We start from the raw sequence: 24,579 nt of genomic DNA, 5'->3' as shown, positions 1-24,579 counted from the left end.
GGAACAACTATGTTGCCCAAGAATATTATTGTTGCGCTTGACGTAGCTGATTATGAAGCTGCTATGCGCCTCGCAGAAAAGCTTCCTCCGGAACTTTGTCGGGTCAAAGTGGGGAAATCCCTTTTTACACGCTGCGGCCCGAAAGTCATCCGAGCCTTACACGATAGTGGCCACGATGTTTTTCTGGATCTAAAATTTCACGATATTCCCAATACAGTTGCCGAAGCTGTAGAAGCAGCTGCAGATTTGGGTGTTTGGATGGTGAATGTGCACGCACAAGGTGGATCGGCTATGCTGCAAGCAGCCAAGCGAGCATTAGCAGGGAAGGCTAAGCCACCACTCTTGATTGCGGTGACAATTTTGACCAGTATGGATGCTGAGTCGTGGCAATCATTGGGCAACAGTAGAAGTATCGCCGAACAGGTGGAGTTTCTCACTGCATTGACCGCCGAAGCTGGGCTTGATGGTGTGGTCTGCTCTGCGCTTGAAGCAGGGCAAGTTAAGTCAGCTCATGGTGAGGGCTTTCTTACAGTGACCCCAGGAATACGTCCATCGTGGGCGGCGCGAGATGATCAGGCGCGCATTGTTACGCCAGCACAGGCTTGCATACAAGGTAGTGATTATCTTGTGATTGGAAGGCCTGTCAGTAAAGCTGATGATCCTTATGCTGCTCTGGTACGCATCATCGATGAACTCACAACCAACTCAGAGGTCAAATAATGAAGAATTACAAGACTATTTACTTACTACCAAATCTTGTTACTACAGCTGCGTTATTTTGTGGGTTTTACGCAATACTCGCAGCATTAAATGGCCGTTTTAGCCATGCGGCAGCATTAATTTTTATTGCCATGATTTTTGATGGATTTGATGGCCGTGTTGCACGCTGGACCAAAAGTGAATCTGCTTTTGGCGTGCAGTATGACTCACTCTCAGATCTAATTTCTTTCGGTGTTGCTCCTGCGATATTGATGTATCAGTGGGCACTTTTTGGGTCAATTCATGATCCGGTTTTGCCTTCAAAGCTAGGGTCGATGGCTGCTTTTGTTTATGCAGCTTGTGCTGCCTTGCGATTAGCGAGATTCAATACGCAGGTAGAGCAGGTCGATAAAGCATTTTTCGTTGGCTTGCCTAGCCCTTCTGCTGCGGCAGTTGTTGCATCATTTGTATGGGTAGGTGAGCGCTATAGTTTGGACTGGATGCATTACCCGCTCTTGGCTGTGATCCTTGTTGTCCTGGTGGGAGTGTCAATGGTCAGTAATATCAAGTTTTATAGTTTCAAAACAGTAAAGCTGGAAGGGCGTATTCCTTTTTCTAAAGCTGTTCTCCCGATCGTACTAATTGCCTTGCTGTTTTTAGAGCCTTCTTTGGTTCTTTTTGTATTCTTTACTTTGTATGCATTGCACGGGCCAGTATGGAGCTTATTCAGGTTGCGTCGTAAAAGATCGAAGCGTGGATATTGATCAAGGCTGTAGATGAAAGCTCATCAGTTGAAGAGAGAAAATGTATCTCCGAGGCAACTTGCGCATGCCATGCTCGGTTTGCGCTATTGGCTGCCGCGTGGTGAGAATAGGTTTTCTACAGATGCTGAGCAAGTATTGTCCGGCAGCCAGCAGACGATTGCTGCGTCAAGTAAGCCCGCAGCTGTTCTGCCGCAAAGTCGTCAATATGCAGACGTAGCAGATACCCCTCAAAAAGAGCGCGCTACAGCTCATGCGCAGATATCGGCAGAAAAGATTACGCTTGCTTCGGGCGTGGAGCTTACTGGCCATGGCACGATGGTTTATGATCAAGCAGTAAGCTATGCGTGGTTTTTTCCATTACCATGGCGGCAAAATCAGAGTTGGAATCATTGGCGAGATGAATCTGAAATGCAGTTACTGGAAAATGCATGCGCCTCAGCCGGTTTGGATGATTGTTTGATGCTACTGCATTTATATCAAGCGCAAAAATTTGAGTTTTTAAGTCTTCCCGAAAAAGAAGTCTCACCACTTAATGTAGCGCTACCAAGTTCAATAAAAGAGATAATTACCTTTTCTGGCCTGACTTGGCTCAATCTTACAGGGCAGAGTCAATCTGAGGATAGCGTCATGATTGATTGGCATGGGCGTGAAGTTCGAGTAAGATGCTTACCGCATCCATACTGTTGCTTGATTGAGCCTAACAGGAAAAGAGCACTTTGGCAGGGATTGATAAAGTTAAAATATGAAACGTGAACTGATTTGCGCAACAATTGCGCTGGCATGTTTTTTCTCAGCACAGGGTTTTGCTGAGCAGGCATGGATTACCGATGATTTACGCACAGGGGTACAAAGTGGACCCACTCGCAATGCAGGCTTTAGCGGTACTTTAGTTGCTGGTAGCCCGGTTGAACGCATAGAAGAAAGTGCTGATGGTGAATACACACGCATTCGTAGTGCTGACGTCGAAGGTTGGGTACTGACGCGTAATCTCACAGATCAGCCAAGTATAAGATCTCAGTTTGAACAACAGCGCCAATCTCTACAGGCAACCCGTGAAACACTCGATAATATTCAAAATAGTGGTGAGCAAGCCTCGGAAGAGAATCTGCGTCTACGCGAGGAACTAAACGCAGCCAAAGAACAAGCACAACGTAGTAGAGATGAGCTGCTCAGTCTGCAGCGTGCATCAGAAAATGTTGTGCAGATAGATTCACTTAACCGTGAATTGCAGGACAAGGTAGTAAGCCTTGAGCAGGCGAACTTGCAGCTTACTCAGCAAAATACCCGACTCTCCGAGCAGGGCCGCCATCGTCAAATGATTATTGGTGGTGCTTTGGTGTTGGGAGGTATGGTGACCTTTTGGCTGCTCAGTTTGCTGGGTAGTGCTCGTCGCCGTTCGACATTCAATGATTTTTAAGGAGAATCAAATGTCTAAATCAGTTGAAGAATATTTGGGTAATGAAGCGGAATCTTTATTGAGCTATACATGCACAAAAGTCCGTAAAGACGATCTATATCTGCCAGGCAGTGACTATATCGATCGTGTTTTCAGTGACACAGACCGTTCTCCGGCAGTATTGCGATCTTTCCAGCAGCTGCTAGATCATGGCCGTCTTGGCGGTACTGGCTACGTATCAATCCTGCCGGTAGACCAAGGTATTGAGCACTCTGCAGGCGCATCTTTTGCTGCAAATCCACGTTATTTTGATCCAAAAAATATTGTTGAGCTAGCTATTGAAGGCGGTTGTAATGCTGTTGCTTCAACTGCTGGTGTGCTCGCAAGTGTTTCACGTAAATACGCACACAAAATCCCATTCATGGTTAAGCTTAACCACAATGAAACATTGACCACTCCAGGTCTGCACGATCAAGACATGTTTGCAACCGTTGATCAGGCTTTTGATATGGGTGCAATTGCAGTTGGTGCAACTGTGTATTTTGGTGCAGAAAATTCACGCCATCAGATCCAAGAAGTAGCTGATGCTTTTGCACGTGCACACGAACTTGGCATGGTTACTGTATTGTGGGCTTATACTCGCAACCCGGCATTCAAGCATAATGGTGTGGACTATCACACTGCTGATGATCTTACTGGTCAAGCCAACCATCTCGCGGTGACAATTGGTGCAGATATCGTTAAGCAGAAGCAGGCCACACTGAGCGGTGGTTTCCGTGACATCGGATTTGGCTACACTGATGATCGTGTTTATACCGAATTGTCAGGCGATCATCCAATCGATATGACGCGCTACCAGTTGGTTAACTGCTATATGGGGCGTTTCGGCTTGATTAACTCAGGCGGTGCAGCCGGTGGTAAAGATGACCTGGCCGAATCTGTACGTACAGCCGTTATTAATAAGCGTGCTGGTGGTATGGGGCTAATTCTTGGTCGTAAGTGCTTCAAGAAGCCATTTGATGAAGGTGTGAACTTGCTTCATGCAGTCCAGGACGTTTATCTCGACGAAAAAGTCACCATTGCTTAATGTAATGGATTTCCCGACACTGTGTATTGCAGTGTCGGGTTTTATCGTATACTCACGCATTTTTTAACACACCTTGTAGGTGTCTCTGGTGATTAACTCAATCTATCTGCCCAGCTCCTACAGCCTTTGTTTCAACGTAATTTTTTCATAATATGATTCTCCACCCTAATTTCAGCCCTTATATTTTTGAACTGGGACCAGTTAAACCAACTTGGTACGGTTTAATGTACGTGCTTGGTTTTTTATTAGCCATTGTATTGGCTAAAAGTCGAGCTGGAAGACAAAGCAATGCTACTTGGCAGCAAGAAGGCTGTATAGATTCTTTGGCAACTTATGCCATGCTCGGGGTTATTCTCGGCGGACGAATTGGGTACGTACTTTTTTACGGTACGCAGTACTGGGCGCAAGATTGGCTCTATCCACTCAAAATTTGGGAAGGTGGAATGTCTTTTCACGGTGGCTTGCTTGGCGTCATGCTGGCTTGTCTCCTATTTGGTAAAAAATATCACCTACGTTTTTTCGAAGTAACGGACTTCATTGCACCATTGGTGCCTTTGGGTCTGTTTTTTGGTCGCATTGGTAACTTTATAAATAGCGAGTTGTGGGGCAAGGTGACAGATGTGCCGTGGGGTGTCGTATTCCCTAATGGCGGTCCTGAGCCACGCCATCCTTCCCAGCTCTATGAAGCAGCACTCGAAGGCTTGGTTCTTTTCGCAATCTTATGGATTTATTCGTCCCGCAATAGGGCTTTGGGCAGAGTATCTGGTCTATTTTTACTCTGGTATGGCATTTTCCGTAGCTTTGTTGAGTTTTTCCGCGTGCCGGATGCTCATATTTCCTATATTGCCTTTGATTGGCTGACAGAAGGGCAATTGCTTTCATTGCCAATGATTATTTTTGGTTTGTACTTATTCTTTAGACCGGTGACTCGTGAAAAGCTATCTTGATTTACTAGATGATATCCTTAATAAAGGTCATGCAAAAAATGACCGAACCGGCACGGGAACATTGTCGGTATTTGGGCGTCAACTCCGTTTTGATTTAAGTGAATCATTTCCACTTTTGACCACCAAGCGCGTTCATTTTAAATCCGTTGTGCACGAACTGCTGTGGTTTCTCAGCGGTGATACCAATATCTCTTACCTTAAAGAACACGGCGTCAGAATTTGGGATGAATGGGCTGATGAACAAGGCAATTTAGGCCCCATTTATGGTAAGCAATGGCGTGACTGGGATGGACACGATCAGATTAAAGATGTACTAGAGCAGATCCGCAATAACCCTGATTCACGACGAATGATCGTCAGTGCGTGGAACGTTGGTGAAATTGAGCAAATGGCGCTTGCACCGTGTCACACGTTGTTTCAATTTTATGTTGCTGATGGCAAGTTGTCTTGCCAGTTGTACCAGCGTTCAGCAGATGTATTTCTCGGGGTACCATTCAATATCGCAAGTTATGCCTTGCTAACAATGATGATGGCTCAGCAAGCAGATTTATTACCCGGTGAGTTCGTCTGGACTGGTGGGGACGTCCATCTCTACCAAAACCACCTCAGTCAGGCGAAGACTCAATTGGCTAGAACACCTTTGCCTCTGCCACAAATAAAACTCGATAAAGCTGATTCTATAGATACTTACTGCTTTGATGATATTCATCTGCAAAACTATCAGCATCATCCCGCCATTCCTGCACCAGTTGCCGTTTAGAAGGAGTCAATGTGCTCAAACTGATTCGTAATACATTCTATTTGCTCGTTGCCATCTGCTTATTTGGCTTAGTCGTCGCAGTATTTTATGCGGTCCACCTTGATCGGCAGTACAAACTATCTGACGAAGACCTCGGTGGTGCATTATGGTCAATGCCGGCACGGGTATACGCGCGGCCACTTGAGCTATATCGAGGTGCTGATGTCAATTCGGAAGATCTGACTCGAGAGCTTGAAATGCTTGAGTATCGTAAAGTCAGTGAGCCTGTCGCACCCGGAACATACGCGGTTCAGGAAAACAAAGTTACATTCTACGTACTGCCGTTTATCTTTTGGGATGGGCCACGCATTGCGCGTAAAATCGAAGTTACTTTTGAGGGCGGGAAAGTAGCCTCATTGATGAACCTGACTACTCTGGAACCAGAAGTCATTGAAAAGCTCAATCCACTTAAAATTGCATCAATCTATCCGAAGCATAATGAAGACCGGATTTTGGTCAACCTCGACGAAGTACCACCAGTTCTGATCGACGGTTTGATTGCTCTAGAAGACCAGAATTTCTGGCGGCATCCGGGTATTGATCCTAAGGGGATCGTTCGCTCTATTTACATTACTTTTATTAAGAAAAGTGGTTATCAAGGGGCAAGTACATTAACCCAGCAGTTCATTAAAAACCATTATTTGACCAACGAACCAACACTGAGCCGTAAAATTAAAGAAATGCTGATGGCTTTAGCGTTGGAGACACACGCTACCAAAGAAGATATTCTCGAAGGCTATCTAAATGAAATTTATTTGGCTCAAGATGGCAGTAGAGCGATCCACGGCTTTGGTCTCGCTAGCGAGTATTTCTTTGATAAGAAACTCAATGAACTTAATTTACATCAAATTGCCACCTTGCTTGCGTTGGTGCGCGAACCAGGGCTTGCAGATCCGCGCTTACATTCTGAATATGCATTTAAGCGCCGTAATTTGATCCTTGATGTATTGGTCGAAAGGGGATTAATTAGTGAGCAAGATGCAGAGTTGGCGAAGTCTTTACCACTGGATGTAGTAAAAGTTGAGCGAACTCGTGAGCGCTTACGTTATCCAGCATTTGTTGAAATGGTCTTTAAACAACTGTATCAGCACTACAGTCAGGAAGATTTAACCGAAGAAGGGCTGAATATCTTTACAACCTTGGATCCACTTGCTCAAGAAGATGCGCAAAATGGCATTACCGAAGGCTTACCGGTGCTTGAGAAAAATAAAGGTCTTAAATCTAATTTCTTGCAAAGCGCAGCTGTAGTCGTAAACAGTACCAATGGAGAGATATTGGCACTGGTTGGTTCGCGAAACCCTGGCGAACAAGGCTTTAACCGTGCATTGTCTGCAAAGCGGCAAATTGGATCATTGATCAAACCGATGATTTACCTCAGTGCATTGGAATGGCCTCAGCTCTATACTTTGGCTACGAAGCTCGATGATAGCCCTATGTCTTATAATATGGGCGGGGAAATTTGGTCTCCAAAAAATTATGACCACCGTAATCACGGTGAAGTATTACTCATCGATTCATTAGTTAAGTCATACAATATTCCAACAGCCAGATTGGCGTTGGCATTGGGTATGGATGATGTGATTGGTACGATGAAGCGCTTGGGTGCGCGTGATGATTTGCCTACCTATCCTTCTGTCTCGCTTGGTGCTGTTCAAATGACTCCTTTGGAAGTCGCACAAATTTATGAAACATTTGCAAATGGCGGGTACTACACGCCTTTGCGCACAATCCGAGAGATTACAACTAAAGATGGCAGCATTATTGAGCGTTTCCCATTGAGCAATACGAAAGCTATCGAGCCTGGTCCGTACTATTTAATTAATACTGCGATGCAGGAAATTCCGCGCCGTGGTACTGCTCGTGCTGCATACGAAAAAATTCCTGAAAATATGAATATTGCTGGTAAAACAGGTACCACCGATAGTTATCGCGATAGCTGGTTTGCTGGATATACAGGAAATATTCTATCCGTGGTTTGGGTCGGTAATGATCAGAACAAATCAACCAAATTAAGTGGTGGCAATGGAGCCCTGCGTATTTGGGCGGACATCATGAAAAAGTTGCCACTTAAGCCGCTTAATGTGACGAAGCCATCCGGTATCGTTGATTACACGATTGACAAGCAAACAGGTCAGCTTGCCGGCAGTCAGTGCCCCGCAAGCCGAACGTTGACACTTCCCTTTATTAACGGATCTCAACCTACTACTTATACGAGCTGCATTAATTTAGATACTCGCTATACAAATCCAAATGAAGAGAATCTGTATTATGAAATGCAGTCTGCGCCTATCTTTGAAGGAGGATATGGTGGTTGGACGCCTGCACCAAGCTATGATGGTGGTAACAATAATCAAAATAATGGCAGTACGAATAATGGTAATACAAATGGCTGGTTTGGCAATTAGTTCATATAACGTTAGAATGTTGTGCACTTTACTCAACTCAAGTTGGAGAACCCACGAATGAAAAAACTATGGCCTAGCGTAGCATGCAGTGCTGTCTTGTTAAGCGGTTGCATGTATGGCAGCGCTACCGCCCCGATTACAGCGCTGAATTCCAATCACTATCAGCCAAGTCGTGCACCAGTAGGGCAAATCCATATGACTCGAGGTCAGGCTGTAGCACCGACCCCGGCCCGTGTTGCACAACCAGTGGCACCACAGCAGCCAGTACGAGTTGCGCCGCAGCAGCCTCAGCAAAGTATAGAAGTAGCGGCACAATCGCCGTATAGCCAGCCAGCGACCGTGCAAGCAGCTTCGGCACAACCCAATGATGATGGCTGGTCAGTTGCACCACAAGTGACTCAGGATAATGCAAGTGCTGAGCAGGTCAATAATGCTCAGGGTCAGCAGCTGAATCAGCAAAACAGCAATCAGGCTCAGCCGGTCCGCCCAGTGGAAACACGGCCAACCAATACAAATATAGCTGCTAATACGGCTACACCCGCCCCTGTTACCAATAGTAATGATGCTACAAATGATAGCCAAGCTGCTAACCAAAGCCAGCAAGTGGCTAGTGCTACTCCACCGCAACGGCCAGCAGCACCAGCGGAAGGTGAGACACCTGTAAAGGCTTTAATTAAAAAAGCACATGCTGCACTTAATAAAGATGATCGAGATGGCGCAGTAGCGTATCTTGAAAATGCACAGCGCATTGCGCCACAGGATGCTAGAATCCTCTATGATATAGCCAATATTCGCTATCACCAAGGTCGTTACAAGGATGCCGAGACTTTTGCAGGTCGAGCCGTGCAAGTCGGTGGTGATAATAATATAATGAAGAAGAGTTGGGCGCTGGTTGCTAATGCTCGCAAGTCGCTTGGAGATAACCAAGGCGCAATTGCAGCAGCAGAAAAAGCGGCATCACTTGGCAATTAATTGAGTAAAGCCACTACCGCTCTTTTTTCAGAGAGTGGGGCGCTTGCCAGCGCCGTACAAGGCTATCAACTTCGCCCCGGTCAGCAACAGCTTGCCGGGGCGATTGCTGATAATCTAGAGCAAGGCGGTGTTTTGGTCGCTGAAGCAGGAACTGGTATCGGCAAGACTTTCGCCTATCTTTTACCAGCGCTTGCAAGTGGGCAGAAAGTGCTGGTTTCGACTGCTACCAAAAATCTGCAAGAGCAAATTTTCCAGCATGATTTACCGTTGGCGCGTAAAGTGCTAACCAGCACAGCTAAAGCAGCCTTGCTCAAAGGGCGGCGTAATTATTTCTGCCATTATCATTTCAGCCAGCTTGAGCAAAGCGATCCTGCTGACCTCAAAGAAAAGCAATACCGTGCTGCTATCGGAAAATTTGCTGAACGAACCCGTGATGGTGATTTGGTTGGATTAGAAGGTGTACCAGAGGATTCTCCAATTCTTGATATGGTAACCAGCACCGCTGATAACTGTCTTGGCCGTGACTGTGATTTTTTTGAGGAATGCTTCGTCCAACAGGCGCGACAAAAGGCTAAGGAAGCAGATATTGTCGTCGTCAATCATCACTTGCTACTCGCTGATTTTGCGCTGAAAAGCGAAGGTTTTGCAGAAATTTTGCCTGATATTGACGCATTTGTTATCGATGAAGCGCACCATCTGCCTAATACAGCCGTCCAGTTTCTCGGCAAGCGTCTGTCGTTTCGTCAGCTCGCTATTTGGCACAAAGATGCCGAAGAGGCTGTGCTCAGTGAAGCGCCTGATGCTGTTGAAGCACGCAACTCTGTCAAAGCACTATACAAAGCGGCACAAGATACGCTGCTCAGCGTCAATCGCCATGGGGAAGCACGCTTTGATGGCGCAGCACTTGATGAACTTAGAGATTTTTGGGCGTCACTATTCAAGCTTGAAGAAGCTTTGCACGCAGCACAAAAAGCGCTTGGCGTACAGCAATCACGTGGTAAGCTGCTTGCTAACGTCAGTGGGCGGCTTGATGAAATGGCAGATACGCTCGCTGCATTCATTGCGCGAAAAGAAAAGCAGCAAGTAGCCGAGGCTAAAGAGGTGGGAGAAGAGCCTGCAGTTAATGCAGTTGCTGAAGCCCGCTGGCTTGATACTCAGTCACGTGGTTTCATGCTGTGCATTGCGCCAGTCAATGCAGCAGGGCGCTTTGCCAGCTGGATACGGCAGAGTGAGGCAAGCTGGGCATTTCTTTCAGCGACTCTCGCGGTTGGTGGGCAGTTCACCCACTTCATCCGTGAGCTTGGCTTACCGTCGGACGTACCAACCCTGCAACTTGATAGCCCGTTTGACTACCGTATGCAGGCGGTCCTTTATCATCCCGCCAATATGCCGCAACCTAATGCGCGGGATTATACCGAAGCAGTCATAGATGCAGCGTTGCCGCTGCTTAAACGCAGCCGTGGTCGAGCATTTTTGCTCTTTACTAGCTATCGTGCTTTGTACGTTGCCGAGCGTCAACTCAAAGACAGTGGTTTTAATTTGTTTGTGCAGGGTAAAGCACCGAAAGGCAAGCTGCTTGCCGATTTTCGCCGTGCTGAACGCGCAGTTTTGCTTGGTACATCGAGTTTCTGGGAAGGTGTGGATGTGCGTGGTGAAGCGCTAGTTTGTGTGGTGATAGACAAATTACCTTTTGCTGTGCCCAATGATCCGCTCACTCGTGCACGCCATCAATTGCTCGAAGAAAAGGGGCTGTCACCATTTATGCACGATAGCCTACCGCAAGCTGTGATTACCCTTAAGCAGGGCGTCGGTCGCCTGATCCGCGACAGCCGCGATTATGGCGTGCTGATGATTGCTGATCCACGCTTAAGCAGCAAAGGTTACGGTAAAGTATTTCTTGACAGCCTGCCACGCATGACACGAACCAGCCAATTTGCTATTGTAGAACGCTTTTTTAATTACCATGAACGCCATGATGCCCGATGAAAATGCGACTTTGCTCGCCATAGACACAGCGACCCCATCTTGCTCGATTGCTCTGCGCCATAAAGGCGTGCGCGAGCAGCAGATTGAGCATGATGAGCGCAAGCATACCCAAGTGGTTTTGCCGCTTACTGACACTTTGCTCAAGGCTGCCGACCTGACCATGAACGATATTAGTGGAATTGTCGTCAGTGCTGGTCCTGGTGCCTTCACCGGTTTGCGCGTTGGCGCAGCTGTGGCGATGGGTATGGGCTGTGCGCAGGACATACCCTTGCTTGGCATATCGAGCCTTGCCTTGCTTGCCGCCAGTGCAGCCCGCCAGCACGGCAACGGCCGCGTACTCGCCTTGCTCGACGCACGAATGAATCAGGTTTATGCTGGTTTTTACCACTGTATTGACGGCAAAATTAGCGCACTCGGTGATGATTGCCTCTGTGCGCCGGAAGACATCCCCGCTGACTGGCTTAGTAGTGCGGACTATCTCGCCGGGCCGGGTTGCGTTTATCCGTTTATACAGCAATTAGGCAAACCCTTGCAGCCAGACGCTTTGCCCGAAGCAGTCGATGCATTTGACCTGCTTGACCACGGAACCTGGCAACCAGCTTGGGATGGCGTTACCCTGCGTTACTTACGCGATGAGGTCGTACAATCATGAATACTTTTGCTACCACGCTTGCCGTCCGAGTCGGCGACATCAACTACGGTGGCCACCTCGGCCACGATCGCCTAATCACCTTATTGCATCAGGCGCGCTGCGACTTCCTTTGTGCGCTCGGCTTTAGCGAACTCGACTGCGGTGGCGCAGCATTGATTATGCGCCATCTCGAAGTTGATTACCTTGCCGAAGCCTTTCTTGGTGACGAACTGACCTTTAACGTCTGGGTAGGAGCGCTGAAAGGCACACGCTTTACCTTGCATTACCGCGTCAGCAAAGGCGAGAAAACTGTTGCTACAGCCGGTACCTTGATGGTCTGCTTTGACTATCAGGAACGCAAGGTCTGTGCGGTACCGGACGCGACAGTGGCCAAACTCAAGGAGCAGCAACATGGCGGATAATAAATCGGCAACAGACGCGGTAGGGCTGTTGCGTAAAGTCTTTATTCTGCTCACGGTACTGATAGTTCTTGCCGTCTTATTGCTGATTTTCCAGTTTACCGACGTTGCGTTCCGCGTTTGGGATCGTCTGCAAAATACACCGAGTGGCTTCCTTGCTGTATATGGTATCGGCGTCATAGTGATTGCAGCGCTCGGTGTTGGGTTGGTATACCGCATCTGGACGGTCGGCAGGCGTAAGCCGCTTGAGAAAAAAGCCAAGCGCGAACCGCTACGCATTGAAGATGTACAAGCAAAGCTCGACAAAGCGCAGGCGCAGGGCGTTGATGTTTCTGCAGTACAAGCCGATCTTACACAAGCCGCCAGTGACGACCCACCCGCAACGCTTGAAGTGGCACTCTTCGGCAAAATCAGCACCGGCAAAAGCTCGTTGATTCAGACCATCCTGCCTGACGCGCGTATCGATACCTCGATTATTGGTGGTTCTACCACGCGTATCGAGCGTTACCACTATGACGCTGGCGACGGTCTCGGGTTAACCCTCTACGACATGCCCGGCACCAATCAAGCGGAAGTACTGCCAAGCCTTGAGGAAGACGTCTTAAACGCCACGCGTCGCGTCCATCTCGTTGTTTATGTTCTCGATCAGGACGTCACCGCCTCGGACAATCAAGCGATTGCCCGGCTCGACGAATTTGGCAAACCCTTGATTGTCGCACTGAACAAAACCGGCCGCTACGAGCCGCACGAAATCGATAAACTGACCAGCCGTATCAAAGAGCGTCTGCCCGAGGGGGTGACCTTCGTCACCACCGATAGCGCGCACGAACAGCATGTCACCATCCGCCGCAAAGATGGCACGAGCAGCATTGAGCCGCGTATGGTCGGCGGCGACATTCACGCCTTGCTCGAAGCGTTTGACCGCCTCGGCAGCCGCCGTGCAGAACTCGCCGAACGCCAGCGCGGGGCGTTATTGCACCTCGCCGACGAATCACTTGGCAAGCGGGTTAGCGTGTATCGTCGCGAACGCGGTGAAGCGATGGTCAAGGCTTATGCGCGCAAGGCGATGCTCGGCGGTGTGGCTGCGGTCGGTCCCGGTACTGACATCCTGATTCAGGGCTACCTCGGCGTCGACATGATGAAATCCCTGACCAAACTCTATGACGTACCGGTTAAGGACGTCGACTTGCAAATGCTGGTCGAATCGGCGAGCGGCAAAGTCAAATCACAACTCACCGTCATACTCGCGCTAGCGGGCAACGTCTGTAAAGCCTTCCCCGGGCTCGGCACCGTACTTGGCGGCGCATCGCACGCCGTTGCCTACGGCCTGATATTTGAAAGTCTCGGCCGCGCCGCGCTGACCACGCTGGAATCGAACAGCGAACAATTCAGTACCGGCGCCATCATGCAGCATTTTGAGGAGCAGCTACACCATGATCTGGAACAAAGGGCGAAAAAACTCGTCCGCATCGCCATCGCAGGAAAACAAGGCAACGACGCACCTTGATCAGGCGCGTGATTCGCTTACCGCGCTGCTCAACGATAAGCGTCTGCCGAACGAAGCCAAAGCACGACTGAACGAAGATTATCGCCAGTTGCAGCGCCTGCTCGACAAAATCGAGCAGGGGCACGTTTACGTTGCCGCCTTCGGGCGGGTTAGCGTCGGTAAATCGGCGCTGCTCAATGCACTGGCTGGGCGCGAAGTATTTGCTACTAGCGTCTTGCACGGCGAAACCAAGCACAGTGCGCAAACTTTATGGCAGGAATACGACAGTGGCGGCGTTTATCTGCTTGACACGCCCGGTATTGACGAAGTGGATGGCGTTGAACGCGCCGAAATCGCCCGTCATGTCGCGCAGCAGGCAGATGTGATTGTCTTTGTCGTTGATGGTGATATGACCAATATTGAATATCAGGCATTGTTTGAACTCAACACCCCGTCGCAACCGATGCTTCTGGTGCTCAACAAGGCCGATCGCATTGGCGAAGCCGAAACCGAACGCCTGCTTGAGCATTTGCGTCGCCGCGTTGACGGATTGATTCCTGCTAATCTCGTTCTCCCTGCGAGTGCCGAACCCGACGCGGTACTTGAACTCGTCGAGCAGGAAGACGGCAGCCTCAAGGAAGTACGCGTGCGTCCCGAACCGGATGTTGATGTGGTGCGTGCGGCGCTGTGGAAATTGCTCGAAGCTGACGGCAAAAGTTATGCCGCGCTTAATGCCAGCGTCTTTGCTGATAATCTATCAGCAAAAGTTGGGCGTGAAATCATTGCCGCCAAGCAGGCAGTTGCAGAGCGTATCATTCGTCAGTACGCACTTGGCAAGGCGCTGGGTGTTGCGGTCAACCCAATACCACTGGTTGATTTGCTCGCCATAGCGGCCGATGCGTCGATGGTCGTGCATTTGTCGAAAATCTACGGCATCCCGATGACCCGCCACGAAGCGGGCGAACTCATTCGTACCATCAGCGTGCAAATGGGCTTATTGATGGGCACGGTGTACGGCGTGCATGCCTTGTCATCAGTACTCAAAGGACTGACCGGCGGATTATCAACCATCCTCACCGCAGGCGCTCAAGCTGGTATCGCATTTTACGGTAGTTATGTGGTTGGTAAAGCCGCAGAGCGTTACTTTGCACAAGGTGCATCGTGGGGTGATGCTGGTGCTAAGCAGGTAATTAAAAACATCATGGCTGATCTTGATAAAGAAGAACTGATGGAAGAAGCCAAATCCTCGGTTAAGGATTATTTCCGTAAAAAAAGCTGAGGAAAACGTCAGATGCTGGTGTGTGTTATCTAACTTTCGTAAGCTGGGATCGTTATTTAACCTTACTTATATCACTGAAATTATAATTATTTTCAACGTGAATACGCTTTCTTGTGTGAAATTTAAAATTGCTCGGTTGCCGTGTAAATAAGCCGTGGAATATATATTGAATAAGTGATAATTTCCATATTAGACAGCTCTATTAAGCTGTCTATTACTTGCTGATTTTGCAAATGCCTATTTTTGTCATTTAGGTTTTTCTCCCTATGCTACGGCCTAAGTCTCATACAATCCATAATGATCATAGGAATACCTTATATTCTTATCTTATTGTTGCTTTAAACTTTAAATTAATCGGTATGAATTTTGCTTTACAACGGGCTTTCTGATTACCTAACGTAAGTTGTAAATGGTTTTAGTAGAAGTCATCTTAAAAAAATAATATAGGCAATACACCAAAGGACGTACTGAATGAGCAAAACATGGCTTGAAGACACGGCATTGTCGTTAGATGATGTTGTGGCTGGACTGCGTGCGCTGCATTTTCGCGGTATTGATGATGGCGATATTTTCATCCAACGCGAGCGTAGCGAATCGTGGGCGCTGAGCGAGGGGAAGGTTAAGCACGCCGATTATAGTGCCTCGTCAGGATTGGGCGTGCGCGCTATTTGTGGTGAACAAACCGGCTTTGCCTACGCTGACGGCTTGGGCAGTGCCTTGCTCGACGATGCTTGTCGTGCAGCGCGAGCGATTGCCCGCCACGGTCAGGATAGCGGTGTTTCAGTCACGCCACAGCCACTTGCCGTCAACGCCCGTTATGCAGATGTTGACCCACTTGCTGGATTGGCAGCGGATGAAAAAGTGCACCTGCTGCAATATGCAGATCAGTACGCACGCAGTCTTGATGCTGGCGTGGTTGACGTTAGCACTTCTCTTTCGGGTAGTTTTGAAGAAATGCTGGTTATGCGCCTTGATGGGCATTTTGCGACCGACATCCGTCCACTGGTACGCTTTAACGTCAGCGTGGTTATTGAGCGCAACGGTCAGCGCGAAAGTGGTTACAGTGGCGGCGGTGGGCGCAATAGCTACGGCGCATTATTTGATGAAGCAGCAATTCGTGCCTACGTTGAAGACGCGGTGCGCCAGGCACAAATCAACCACGAAGCGATTGCCGCACCGGCAGGGCAAATGCCGGTCGTACTCGGCAACGGTTGGCCGGGCATCCTGCTGCATGAAGCAGTCGGGCACGGGCTAGAGGGCGATTTCAACCGCAAAGGCACATCCGTATTCAGCGGTAAAATCGGCGAACAAGTCTGCTCACCACTGTGTACCGTCATCGACGACGGCACCTTGCAAGGGCGGCGCGGTTCGCTGTCGGTTGACGACGAAGGAACACCGAGTGGTCACAATGTGCTGATTGAGAACGGCATCCTGCGTGGCTATATGCAAGACCGCCTCAACGCACGCTTGATGCGTACTGCGCCAACCGGCAATGGTCGCCGTGAAAATTATGCTTATCTGCCGATGCCGCGCATGACCAATACTTACCTTGCAGCAGGTCAGCACAGCCGAGAGGAAATGATTGCCAGCGTCAAACGCGGCATCTACGCCGAACAATTTGGCGGCGGACAGGTTGACATCACCAATGGACAATTCGTCTTTGCCGCGACACAAGCGTATCTCATCGAAAACGGCAAAGTAACTGTGCCAATCAAAGGCGCAACCCTGATTGGCAACGGACTCGCTGCGATGCAGGCAATTTCGATGGTCGGCAACGACCTTGAGTTTGACAGTGGCGTCGGCGTGTGTGGCAAACAGGGGCAAAGCGTACCGGTCGGCGTCGGCCAGCCCAGCGTCAAAATTGAAGAACTCACCGTCGGAGGTACTGCACTATGAAACTCACCGACACCCAAGCACTCTACGACAGCGCCGCTTACGCCCTTGAGCAAGCACGCTCAGGTGGTGCAGATGAAGCTAAAGTCGTCATCAGCGAAAGCAGCGGCCTTGAAGTCGATTGGCGCGACGGTAAACTTGAAACCCTGACTCGCGAACGCGACCTCAATCTCTCGCTGAGTGTGATGCGTAACGGTAGCGAAGGCTCGATACACATCAGCGACCGCAGTCCGCAAGCGATTGCCGCGGCGGTCAGTGCCGCACTCGACATTGCACACTACACAGAAGCTGATCCCGACCTGCGCCTGCCCGAATGTGAACAATACGCCACTATCAGTGATGACGAACTCGCCGCCCTTGAGCGCTACGACCCGCAGCTTGAGCAGTGGCACAGCGACATCTTGTGCGAACACGCAGCCACTTGCGAAGCCGCTGCGCGGGAAGACGCGCGCATCGTCAACAGCAACGGCGCATCGGCGGGGCACAGTATTGCGCAAACCGTTTACCTGACCAGTAATGGTTTCAGCCTTGATCATCGCGGCAGCCGTTGTGGTGTATCGGTCAGCGTCATTGCCGGTAACGACAACGGCCAGCAAAGCGATTACGCACACGCCAGCGCACGCCATGCCACTGACCTTGAAGATGCAAGTAGTATTGGCAAACGCGCTGCTGAACGCGCTATCGCTGCGCTTGATCCGCAAAGTATTAGCAGCGGCAGTTATCCTGTTTTGTTCCGTCATGACGTAGCAGCCTCGCTGATTGGGCATTTGCTCGGCGCACTTGGCGGCCGTGCGCAATATCGCGGCTTGAGTTATCTGCATCAAGCGCTTGGTGAACAAGTTTTGCCCGAATGGTTAAGCATTGACGAACAGCCGTATTTGCCGCGAGCGATGAGCAGTAGTCCGTGTGATAGCGACGGCTTACCCGCAGCGAACAGTGCCATCATTGAAGACGGGCGTATCGCACGCTACCTGCTCTCGCTGTACAGCGCACGCCGTCTTAATTTGCCACCAACCGGGAATGGCGGCGGAGCGCGTAACGTACGTTTGCTTGCCGAGGGTGACAACGTCCGCAGTTTCCCCGAACTGATTGCTGGCATTGAGCGTGGTGTGCTTATTACCAGCCTGATGGGGCAGGGTGTCAACCAGCTCACCGGAGATTACTCGCGTGGCGCAAGTGGGTTGTGGATTGAAAACGGTAAAATTGCCCATGCAGTTGAAGGCATCACCATAGCAGCCAACCTGCGTGATATGTTGGGTAACGTCCGCGCCATCGGCGACGACATTGACCATAACGGCAGAATCCACGCACCGAGTATCTTGCTCGACAGTATGACTGTTGCGCAGTAGACAGAGTGTTTGTCCGCTCTGTTATAGAGAGCCCCAGAAAAAACAGTCACGCACATAAAAATAAGCGATTATTCTTTTTGGTTACCCTGTGGCTGTTTTTTTGGAATTAACTTGTATGTTGGCGACCCTAGAAATGGATGCACAACTGTTTATTATGAAAATATAAACTACATCAGAGCACTCCCGTGGGAACTAAGCTTTTGCGATATTTTATTGCTCAACTTTTGAGCAGTAATGAAAAAATTAGTGTAATCATGGCTTCAGGCAGTTATCCAAAGGTTATCCACACAACTATCCATAGCTGTAGTGGAAAGTGCAGTTTGTCGGCAGTTTTTTACCGCAAAAAATGATTTTTAAGCCTTTGTAAAAGGAAATTTGATAGCTGCTCAAATTTTGAGCAGTGGTGAAAATTTAAGCTCAATCATAGCGTCAGAAAGTTATCCAAATGTTATCCACACAGCTATCCATAATTTCTGTGCAAGACTTTTATTGGTAACATTCGCGCGGTAGAATTGCCTGCTTTGCAGAATTCGGAGAACAGATTGAACGCTGCTTCACCCGCTACGATTCGTCACCCATCATGGGTGATTTTATTTTTGGCGCTCGGTGCATTTGCCATCGGCGTGACCGAGTTTGCGACGATGACGCTTTTGCCGCAAATTGCCAATGATTTCAATATCGACGAGCCGACAGCCGGACATTTGATCAGTGCCTATGCGCTTGGTGTGGTGTTCGGTGCACCGGTGTTGGCGTTGTGTGCGTCTAACTGGGCGCGGCGCAGGGCGCTGGTTGTGATGCTGTGCGTTTTTGTCCTCACCCATGTTGGCTGTCTGTTTGCCGGTAGTTATCAAAGTTTGTTGGTACTGCGTTTTCTGTCCGGTTTGCCGCATGGCGCATTTCTCGGTATCGGTGCGTTGTTTGCTGGCGGGCTGATGGGCAAGGCAAACCGTGGCAAGGCTGTGGCGCGAGTGATGATGGGTTTGACGATTGCCACGGTGATTGGTGCGCCACTGACTAATTGGCTGGGGCAGGCATTGAATTGGCGGGTATGCCTTGGCGTGGCGGCGTTGGTTGCATTTTTGGCGATGATTGGCTTGTTGACCAGTGTGCCGTCAACGTACCGCCAAGCGCGTAGCGAGGCACGGCATGAACTCGGTGCGCTAAAAAATATCCATATTTGGCTGACGCTTGCCTGCGGGGCGATTGGCTTTGGCGGTATGTTCGCGGTATATACCTATCTTGCGTCGCTGCTCGAAACGGTTAGCGGGCTGGACGCAGAATACTTGCCGCTGGTGTTCTGCTGTATGGGTATTGGTATGACGCTGGGCAATCTGATTCTTGGCTATTTTGCCGACAAAAGCGTACCGAAAAGTGTGACCGGTGTGCTGATTTGGAGCATCTGCTGGCTGGCGAGTTTTCCTCTGATCAGTGCCAATGCGTGGCTGGTTGCGTTGTGGGTGCTGATGATTGGCATTGGCGGCGGTTTTGGTACAGCGCTGCAAGTGCGCCTGATGGATGTTGCTGGTGAAGCACAAACCATGGCCGCGGCACTCAATCACAGTGCATTCAATATGGCTAATGCGCTTGGTCCTTTTCTTGCCGGTCTGGCGATTGATGCCGGATTCGGTTTTCCGTCGATCGGCTATGTCGGTGCGGCATTGGCGGGCTGTGGTTTACTGGTTTGGTTGGTCGCTATGGCTTTGTCACCATCAGAAAATAGACCACAATCATCGCAATAAATGCCGGATAGCCGAGCCATTCCCAATAGCGTTGGTAAAGGCGGTAATTGGAGGGTAGCGGGGTATTGTGCGCGCTGGCGTCTGTGGCAAGGTCGCGCATCCGCACTTGTAGCCACAGCACCGGCAGCCAACACAGTCCGGCAAAGGCGTAAAGCGCGAATGTGGCAAGCAACCATGTGCTGTCCCAACGCCAACCGGCAAGGTGCATTAGCCATAAGCCGGATAGTGGCTGGAAAATCCCCGCCGGTGTGGTCAGCCACAAATCGGCTTTGACGACCCATTTGGCAACCATTGCCTGCGTGGGCACGCTACCGCTACGGTTAATCCAGAACAAATAAAACGCCGAGCCAAAGCCGGTACCGACCAGCACGCTGGCGGAAATGATGTGCAGGGATTTGACGACGAGATAGGTATTCATGATTGTTCCTCTGAATGATTGGCTAAATAAAGCATCAGTGCAATCAGTGGCAGGTTCTTGATCGCTGCACCAAGCGGATCGAGCCACGCCTGTGGTAAAAACAGGGTGATGATGGCGGTATAGGCGATGACGGTGCCCGCCTGTGCATACCACATTAAGCGGCTTGGCTTGAGCAGCGTCCACAGCGCAAAGATGCAATCGATTGCCGAAGCGGTGACTAACAGCGGCAAGCGCCATGCTTCGCTGATACCGACTGTGGCCAGCAATTGCAATGATGCGGCTGTGGCAGTGAGCAACGGTTGCAAACCGCTGTACAGCCACATCACGGCAATGCTGATATTGAGCAGTTTCATAAGCGAAAATCGGGTGCAGCGAGTGGTGCTTTACCAAGTAGTTGCGTGAACGGCTGCACGTCTGCACTCGAACCTTGGCGCAACAAAGTCATGCTGTCGGGGCTGATAAAGCCCTTGCTCGGTACGCGCAATCCACGTGCTGCTATCTTGACCAGCAAGTCAGGCGCTTGATGGACACGCAACGGCGGTTTGCCGTGAATTTGTTCGCGCAGGATATTGAGGTATTCGGCAAGGCTGTGGCGGGTTTTGCCGACCATATTCACCACATTGTCGCTACCGTCATTTTGTAACAATCGGCATAGTCCTTCGGCAACATCATCAACGTGAACCGGCTGTAGGGTAAAGTTGCCGCGTTCGGGTAAGCACAGGCGGGGCAGTCGTGCAAGGCGTAAAAAAGCACGGGTACTGTTGCCGCCGCGACCAAACACGACTGATGGGCGCGCTATTTTTACCTTGAAGCCATCATCGGCCAAACGCAGCAGCGCTGCATCACCGTGCCCCTTGCAGCCGACAAATGCGACCGGTGAATCACTGTCCGCGCCCAGTGCCGATAACTGAATCCACTGTGCCACACCGGCTTCTTTGGCGTGTCCAGCAAATTGCAGCGGAGCGTGATGGTGAATCGTTTCGAGCAAATCCGTACGATGGTGCATGATGCCGACGGTATTGACTACCGCGTCCTGACCTTGCATCAGGGCTTTTAGTTTTGCGAGATCAGGGTGAATAAAATCGAGTTCACCATGGCGTGGTGCGGTGACCTGATGGCCGTCTGCCAATAATCTGGCTTTTACGGCATGGCCGATAAAGCCACTGCCGCCGAGTAGTAAAATATTCATGATTGTTCCTCTGTAGGTTTATTGTCAATGACCGGCATCATTTGTTGCTGATTGAGGACAATTTGCCGGCGTACCATAAAAGCGAGGGTCAAAATCAGCGCGATACCGCCGAATAGTGACCAGCGCAGGGCAAAAAGCAGACTGCTAGCAAAATAGACGTCGCTTAGGGTCGGGGTGAGAAACAGCACCACAAACAGCGGAATGAATAGCGTCAACGCTAGATAAATCCGTTCCCAAAACAAACTGGCAACCGACTTGGCTTCCTCATTCTGCTCATGGCAAAGCAGGGCAATTACACGGCGCAACGCACCGGCAAACAGCGTCCAGCACGCGAAGCTGAGCAACAGTGGCACGGTAACCACAACGGCAAGGGTAGAGAGTGTCATCATCATAAATCACCACCTATTTTTTTATTTCTGTAAAGAGTGAAATTAATAGTTAAAAGAAAAGGTCCATTGACCACATTTACCGCTGGTTGGTTTTAGTTGTGTTAAATATGATGAAGAGAACAAACTAATCAGCGGATGAGACTAGATTATGATTTTCTTTTATTTCTGTCAATAGAGAAATTAAAGGATGATGCATAAGACTAATGACATTAGCCGCAATAGTTACTTCAATAATTTTTTGATGCTACTGCCGAGTTTAAGCAGCTTTTGCATGGTGCTGTTCGATAACTTGAGCATTTGTTCTGTCCATGCGGTGAGGGTTGCGAGAAGGTCGTGGGTTTCGCGGATGCGCTTGCGCGCGGTATCGTTTTCAAGCTCGAACTCGGGGCTTGCCATCAGCTCGCGCAAAAAGCGCTCGGTCGGCTCGATTTCGCGGCGCTGGCGTTCTTCCACGATGACGCGGAACAGCGCCCACACGTCGCCTGATGTGGTGAAATAATCTCGGCGGTCGCCGATTTGATGCACAACTTGCACTAGGCGCATTTCGCGTAGCTCCTTGAGGCTGTTGCTGACGTTCGAGCGCGCAATGCCAAGTGTTTCGGTGATTTCCTCGGCGTGCATGGGGCGCGCAACGATATAGAGCAGAGCGTGGATTTGCGCCACACTGCGGTTTACACCCCAGCGTGAGCCCATCTCACCCCAGTGCAGGACGAATTGTTCGCTAACGGTATTGAGTTTCATCAGCGCAGGGTATGGTTTTTTGTTTTTTCTGTCAATAGAGAAATATAGGCTATTTGTAATTATGTGATAGCTATAATAGACGTGTAATATATTTAATCCTTTTATCTATGACGAAATGGAGACCAGATGAAGTTATTCCACATTACACTACTGGGCGCGAGTATTGCCTATGCAACTTCTACTCAGGCGCTGGTGCAAACGCAACAGACAGCGCAGCAACCTGCTCATGAAACTGCGGCTATTTTTTCAGAGGATGCAGTACACCATCCTTTGTGGGCAAAAAATGGTATGGTCGCGACACAAGAAGCGATTGCTTCGCAGGTTGGCCTGGATATTCTTAAACAAGGTGGTAATGCGGTTGATGCCGGTGTCGCGGTTGGTTTTGCCTTGGCCGTTACGCTACCACGCGCAGGTAATATTGGCGGTGGTGGATTTATGGTCATCCATGATGCAAAGACGGGTAAAAATATTGCCTTGGATTACCGCGAAAAAGCACCATTGAAAGCATTTCGTGATATGTACCTTGATGAGAATGGTGATGCGGTTAAAGAGCGTTCGCGCTTTCATGGACTGGCGGTTGGTGTTCCAGGCACAGTTGCCGGCCTGACCAAGGCACTTGAAGATTACGGCACGATGTCGTTGCCGGAAGTGATGGCTCCGGCTATTAAGCTGGCTGAAGAGGGCATAGAGGTTACCCCAGGCTTGTATAACTCGCTGGAAGGGCTGCAAGACCGCCTGAAGCAGTGGCCGAGTACAGAGGCCGTTTTCTTTAAGCCCGATGGCTCGCTGTATGAAGTCGGTGAGGTGTTTAAGCAGCCGGAATTGGCGCACTCGCTAAAACTGATTGCCGAGCAGGGTGCAAAAGGTTTTTACGAGGGCGAAACAGCTGAAAAAATTGTCGCAGCAGTCAATGCTGCTGATGGGGCGATGTCGCTCGAAGACCTCAAGGGCTATGAAGCAAAGGTACGTGAGCCGGTAACTGGTGATTATCGTGGTTATGAAGTCGTATCCATGCCACCACCATCATCTGGAGGTGCGCACATTATCCAGATCCTCAATATTATGGAAGGATTTCCGCTCAAAGAGTACGGCGCAAATAGCGCACAAACAATTCACTTGATGGCTGAGGCGATGCAGCTTGCTTACGCTGATCGTGCCGAGTACCTTGGCGATGCGGACTTCGTTGATGTGCCGGTCAAAGGTATCATCAGCAAGGATTACGCTGATGAGTTACGCAAGACGATAGATCCGGACAAGGCACGCCCAGCTAGTGAAATCAAAGCAGGTAATCCGGTGCCATATGAAAGCAATGAAACTACGCATTACTCAATTGTGGACAAAGACGGCAATGCAGTTTCCAATACCTATACGCTGAACTTCTCTTATGGAACAGGGCTGGTTGCCGATGGCACCGGTATTTTGCTCAACAACGAGATGGATGATTTTTCGGCCAAAGCCGGTGTGCCTAATGCCTATGGCTTGATCGGTGGTGATGCCAATGCCATTGAGCCGGAAAAGCGCCCACTTTCTTCAATGAGCCCGACCATTGTGCTCAAAGATGGCCAGCCATTTATCGTTACCGGTAGCCCGGGTGGTAGCCGTATCATTACCACAGTTCTGCAGATTATCTCTAACGTGATTGATCACGACATGAATATTGCCGAAGCAACGCATGCGCCGCGTGTTCATGATCAGTGGACGCCTGATGAAATCCGCGTAGAAAGTTCACTTAACCCTGACACTGTACGTTTGCTCGAAGAAAAAGGACATACCGTGTCGCGTAAACCGGCAATGGGTTCTACCCAGTCAATCATGGTTACGCCAGAGGGGTTATACGGCTCGTCTGATCCTCGCCGTGTCGACTCTGCCGTGGTTGGTTATTAATTTATCGCCAATCAAGCATAAAGCCGCCACATACTTCTGTGGCGGCTTTTTTATATCCGGTACTTCGTACTTGATAATGATAGCACCCGCCCCAATATCGGGTACGT

General features: G+C 49.7%; 23 protein-coding genes. 18 read left to right on the top strand and 5 right to left on the bottom strand.

Annotation, left to right across the window (positions count from 1 at the left end; genetic code table 11):
- Positions 1 to 9: 9 nt before the first annotated feature.
- From pyrF to KRX19_04225, 17 genes are all read left to right on the top strand, one after another.
- A complete protein-coding gene (gene pyrF / locus KRX19_04305; protein MBV7434243.1) occupies positions 10 to 720 on the top strand; it encodes an orotidine-5'-phosphate decarboxylase in 711 nt (236 codons plus the stop codon).
- Positions 720 to 1,463, top strand: a complete 744-nt coding sequence (gene pssA / locus KRX19_04300; GenBank protein MBV7434242.1) for a CDP-diacylglycerol--serine O-phosphatidyltransferase — start codon at positions 720 to 722, stop codon at positions 1,461 to 1,463. Before pyrF ends, pssA begins: the two co-directional genes overlap by 1 nt.
- Positions 1,464 to 1,475: 12 nt before the next feature.
- On the top strand, positions 1,476 to 2,216 hold the full coding sequence (locus tag KRX19_04295) for a hypothetical protein (GenBank protein ID MBV7434241.1): 741 nt from the start codon (positions 1,476 to 1,478) through the stop codon (positions 2,214 to 2,216).
- On the top strand, positions 2,206 to 2,880 hold the full coding sequence (locus tag KRX19_04290; protein MBV7434240.1) for a TIGR04211 family SH3 domain-containing protein: 675 nt from the start codon (positions 2,206 to 2,208) through the stop codon (positions 2,878 to 2,880). The genes KRX19_04295 and KRX19_04290 overlap by 11 nt, the downstream gene beginning before the upstream one ends.
- A gap of 10 nt (positions 2,881 to 2,890) precedes the next feature.
- On the top strand, positions 2,891 to 3,946 hold the full coding sequence (locus tag KRX19_04285) for a class I fructose-bisphosphate aldolase (protein MBV7434239.1): 1,056 nt from the start codon (positions 2,891 to 2,893) through the stop codon (positions 3,944 to 3,946).
- Positions 3,947 to 4,098: 152 nt separating this feature from the next.
- Entirely contained in the window at positions 4,099 to 4,893 is a 795-nt protein-coding gene (gene lgt, locus KRX19_04280; GenBank protein ID MBV7434238.1) for a prolipoprotein diacylglyceryl transferase, read from the top strand.
- The gene (locus KRX19_04275; protein ID MBV7434237.1) at positions 4,877 to 5,653 is read left to right on the top strand and encodes a thymidylate synthase; all 777 of its coding nucleotides are present in this window, start codon (positions 4,877 to 4,879) and stop codon (positions 5,651 to 5,653) included. Before lgt ends, KRX19_04275 begins: the two co-directional genes overlap by 17 nt.
- A gap of 11 nt (positions 5,654 to 5,664) precedes the next feature.
- A complete protein-coding gene (gene mrcB, locus KRX19_04270) occupies positions 5,665 to 8,097 on the top strand; it encodes a penicillin-binding protein 1B (protein MBV7434236.1) in 2,433 nt (810 codons plus the stop codon).
- 57 nt (positions 8,098 to 8,154) lie between these two features.
- Complete coding sequence (locus tag KRX19_04265) at positions 8,155 to 9,069, top strand: tetratricopeptide repeat protein (GenBank protein ID MBV7434235.1); 915 nt, start codon at positions 8,155 to 8,157, stop codon at positions 9,067 to 9,069.
- Positions 9,070 to 11,055, top strand: coding sequence for an ATP-dependent DNA helicase (locus tag KRX19_04260; protein MBV7434234.1), 1,986 nt, complete (start codon positions 9,070 to 9,072; stop codon positions 11,053 to 11,055).
- Positions 11,033 to 11,707 carry a tRNA (adenosine(37)-N6)-threonylcarbamoyltransferase complex dimerization subunit type 1 TsaB gene (gene tsaB / locus KRX19_04255; GenBank protein ID MBV7434233.1) on the top strand — a complete coding sequence of 225 codons (675 nt, stop codon included), beginning with the start codon at positions 11,033 to 11,035 and terminating at the stop codon, positions 11,705 to 11,707. Before KRX19_04260 ends, tsaB begins: the two co-directional genes overlap by 23 nt.
- The gene (locus tag KRX19_04250) at positions 11,704 to 12,108 is read left to right on the top strand and encodes an acyl-CoA thioesterase (GenBank protein MBV7434232.1); all 405 of its coding nucleotides are present in this window, start codon (positions 11,704 to 11,706) and stop codon (positions 12,106 to 12,108) included. Before tsaB ends, KRX19_04250 begins: the two co-directional genes overlap by 4 nt.
- Positions 12,098 to 13,612 carry a GTPase domain-containing protein gene (locus tag KRX19_04245; GenBank protein ID MBV7434231.1) on the top strand — a complete coding sequence of 505 codons (1,515 nt, stop codon included), beginning with the start codon at positions 12,098 to 12,100 and terminating at the stop codon, positions 13,610 to 13,612. The genes KRX19_04250 and KRX19_04245 overlap by 11 nt, the downstream gene beginning before the upstream one ends.
- The gene (locus tag KRX19_04240; GenBank protein ID MBV7434230.1) at positions 13,539 to 14,870 is read left to right on the top strand and encodes a DUF697 domain-containing protein; all 1,332 of its coding nucleotides are present in this window, start codon (positions 13,539 to 13,541) and stop codon (positions 14,868 to 14,870) included. The genes KRX19_04245 and KRX19_04240 overlap by 74 nt, the downstream gene beginning before the upstream one ends.
- A gap of 471 nt (positions 14,871 to 15,341) precedes the next feature.
- Positions 15,342 to 16,766: a metalloprotease TldD gene (tldD, locus tag KRX19_04235; protein ID MBV7434229.1), complete on the top strand. Its 1,425-nt coding sequence runs from the start codon at positions 15,342 to 15,344 to the stop codon at positions 16,764 to 16,766.
- Positions 16,763 to 18,112, top strand: a complete 1,350-nt coding sequence (locus KRX19_04230; protein ID MBV7434228.1) for a hypothetical protein — start codon at positions 16,763 to 16,765, stop codon at positions 18,110 to 18,112. The genes tldD and KRX19_04230 overlap by 4 nt, the downstream gene beginning before the upstream one ends.
- 542 nt (positions 18,113 to 18,654) lie before the next feature.
- Positions 18,655 to 19,851 carry an MFS transporter gene (locus tag KRX19_04225; protein MBV7434227.1) on the top strand — a complete coding sequence of 399 codons (1,197 nt, stop codon included), beginning with the start codon at positions 18,655 to 18,657 and terminating at the stop codon, positions 19,849 to 19,851.
- Here KRX19_04225 and KRX19_04220 read toward each other — a convergent pair.
- The 5 genes from KRX19_04220 to KRX19_04200 form a co-directional block, all read right to left on the bottom strand.
- Positions 19,805 to 20,269: a DUF2269 domain-containing protein gene (locus KRX19_04220; GenBank protein ID MBV7434226.1), complete on the bottom strand. Its 465-nt coding sequence runs from the start codon at positions 20,267 to 20,269 to the stop codon at positions 19,805 to 19,807. The two genes, KRX19_04225 and KRX19_04220, sit on opposite strands and share 47 nt — an antisense overlap.
- Positions 20,266 to 20,622 (bottom strand): DoxX-like family protein, encoded by a 357-nt coding sequence (locus tag KRX19_04215; GenBank protein MBV7434225.1) that lies wholly within the window; start codon positions 20,620 to 20,622, stop codon positions 20,266 to 20,268. Before KRX19_04215 ends, KRX19_04220 begins: the two co-directional genes overlap by 4 nt.
- Complete coding sequence (locus tag KRX19_04210; protein ID MBV7434224.1) at positions 20,619 to 21,458, bottom strand: NAD-dependent epimerase/dehydratase family protein; 840 nt, start codon at positions 21,456 to 21,458, stop codon at positions 20,619 to 20,621. Before KRX19_04210 ends, KRX19_04215 begins: the two co-directional genes overlap by 4 nt.
- Complete coding sequence (locus KRX19_04205; GenBank protein ID MBV7434223.1) at positions 21,455 to 21,850, bottom strand: hypothetical protein; 396 nt, start codon at positions 21,848 to 21,850, stop codon at positions 21,455 to 21,457. The genes KRX19_04210 and KRX19_04205 overlap by 4 nt, the downstream gene beginning before the upstream one ends.
- Before the next feature lie 219 nt (positions 21,851 to 22,069).
- Positions 22,070 to 22,588 carry a MarR family transcriptional regulator gene (locus KRX19_04200; GenBank protein ID MBV7434222.1) on the bottom strand — a complete coding sequence of 173 codons (519 nt, stop codon included), beginning with the start codon at positions 22,586 to 22,588 and terminating at the stop codon, positions 22,070 to 22,072.
- 126 nt (positions 22,589 to 22,714) lie between these two features.
- Between KRX19_04200 and ggt the strand changes: the two genes are divergently transcribed.
- Complete coding sequence (gene ggt / locus KRX19_04195) at positions 22,715 to 24,472, top strand: gamma-glutamyltransferase (GenBank protein MBV7434221.1); 1,758 nt, start codon at positions 22,715 to 22,717, stop codon at positions 24,470 to 24,472.
- The last annotated feature ends 107 nt before the right edge of the window (positions 24,473 to 24,579 follow it).

This window comes from Cardiobacteriaceae bacterium TAE3-ERU3 (genome assembly GCA_019218315.1).
Lineage (GTDB): Bacteria > Pseudomonadota > Gammaproteobacteria > Cardiobacteriales > Cardiobacteriaceae > JAHUUI01.
Note: the sequence above shows the minus strand (reverse complement) of the source record. Positions and strands in the feature narration are given on the sequence as shown.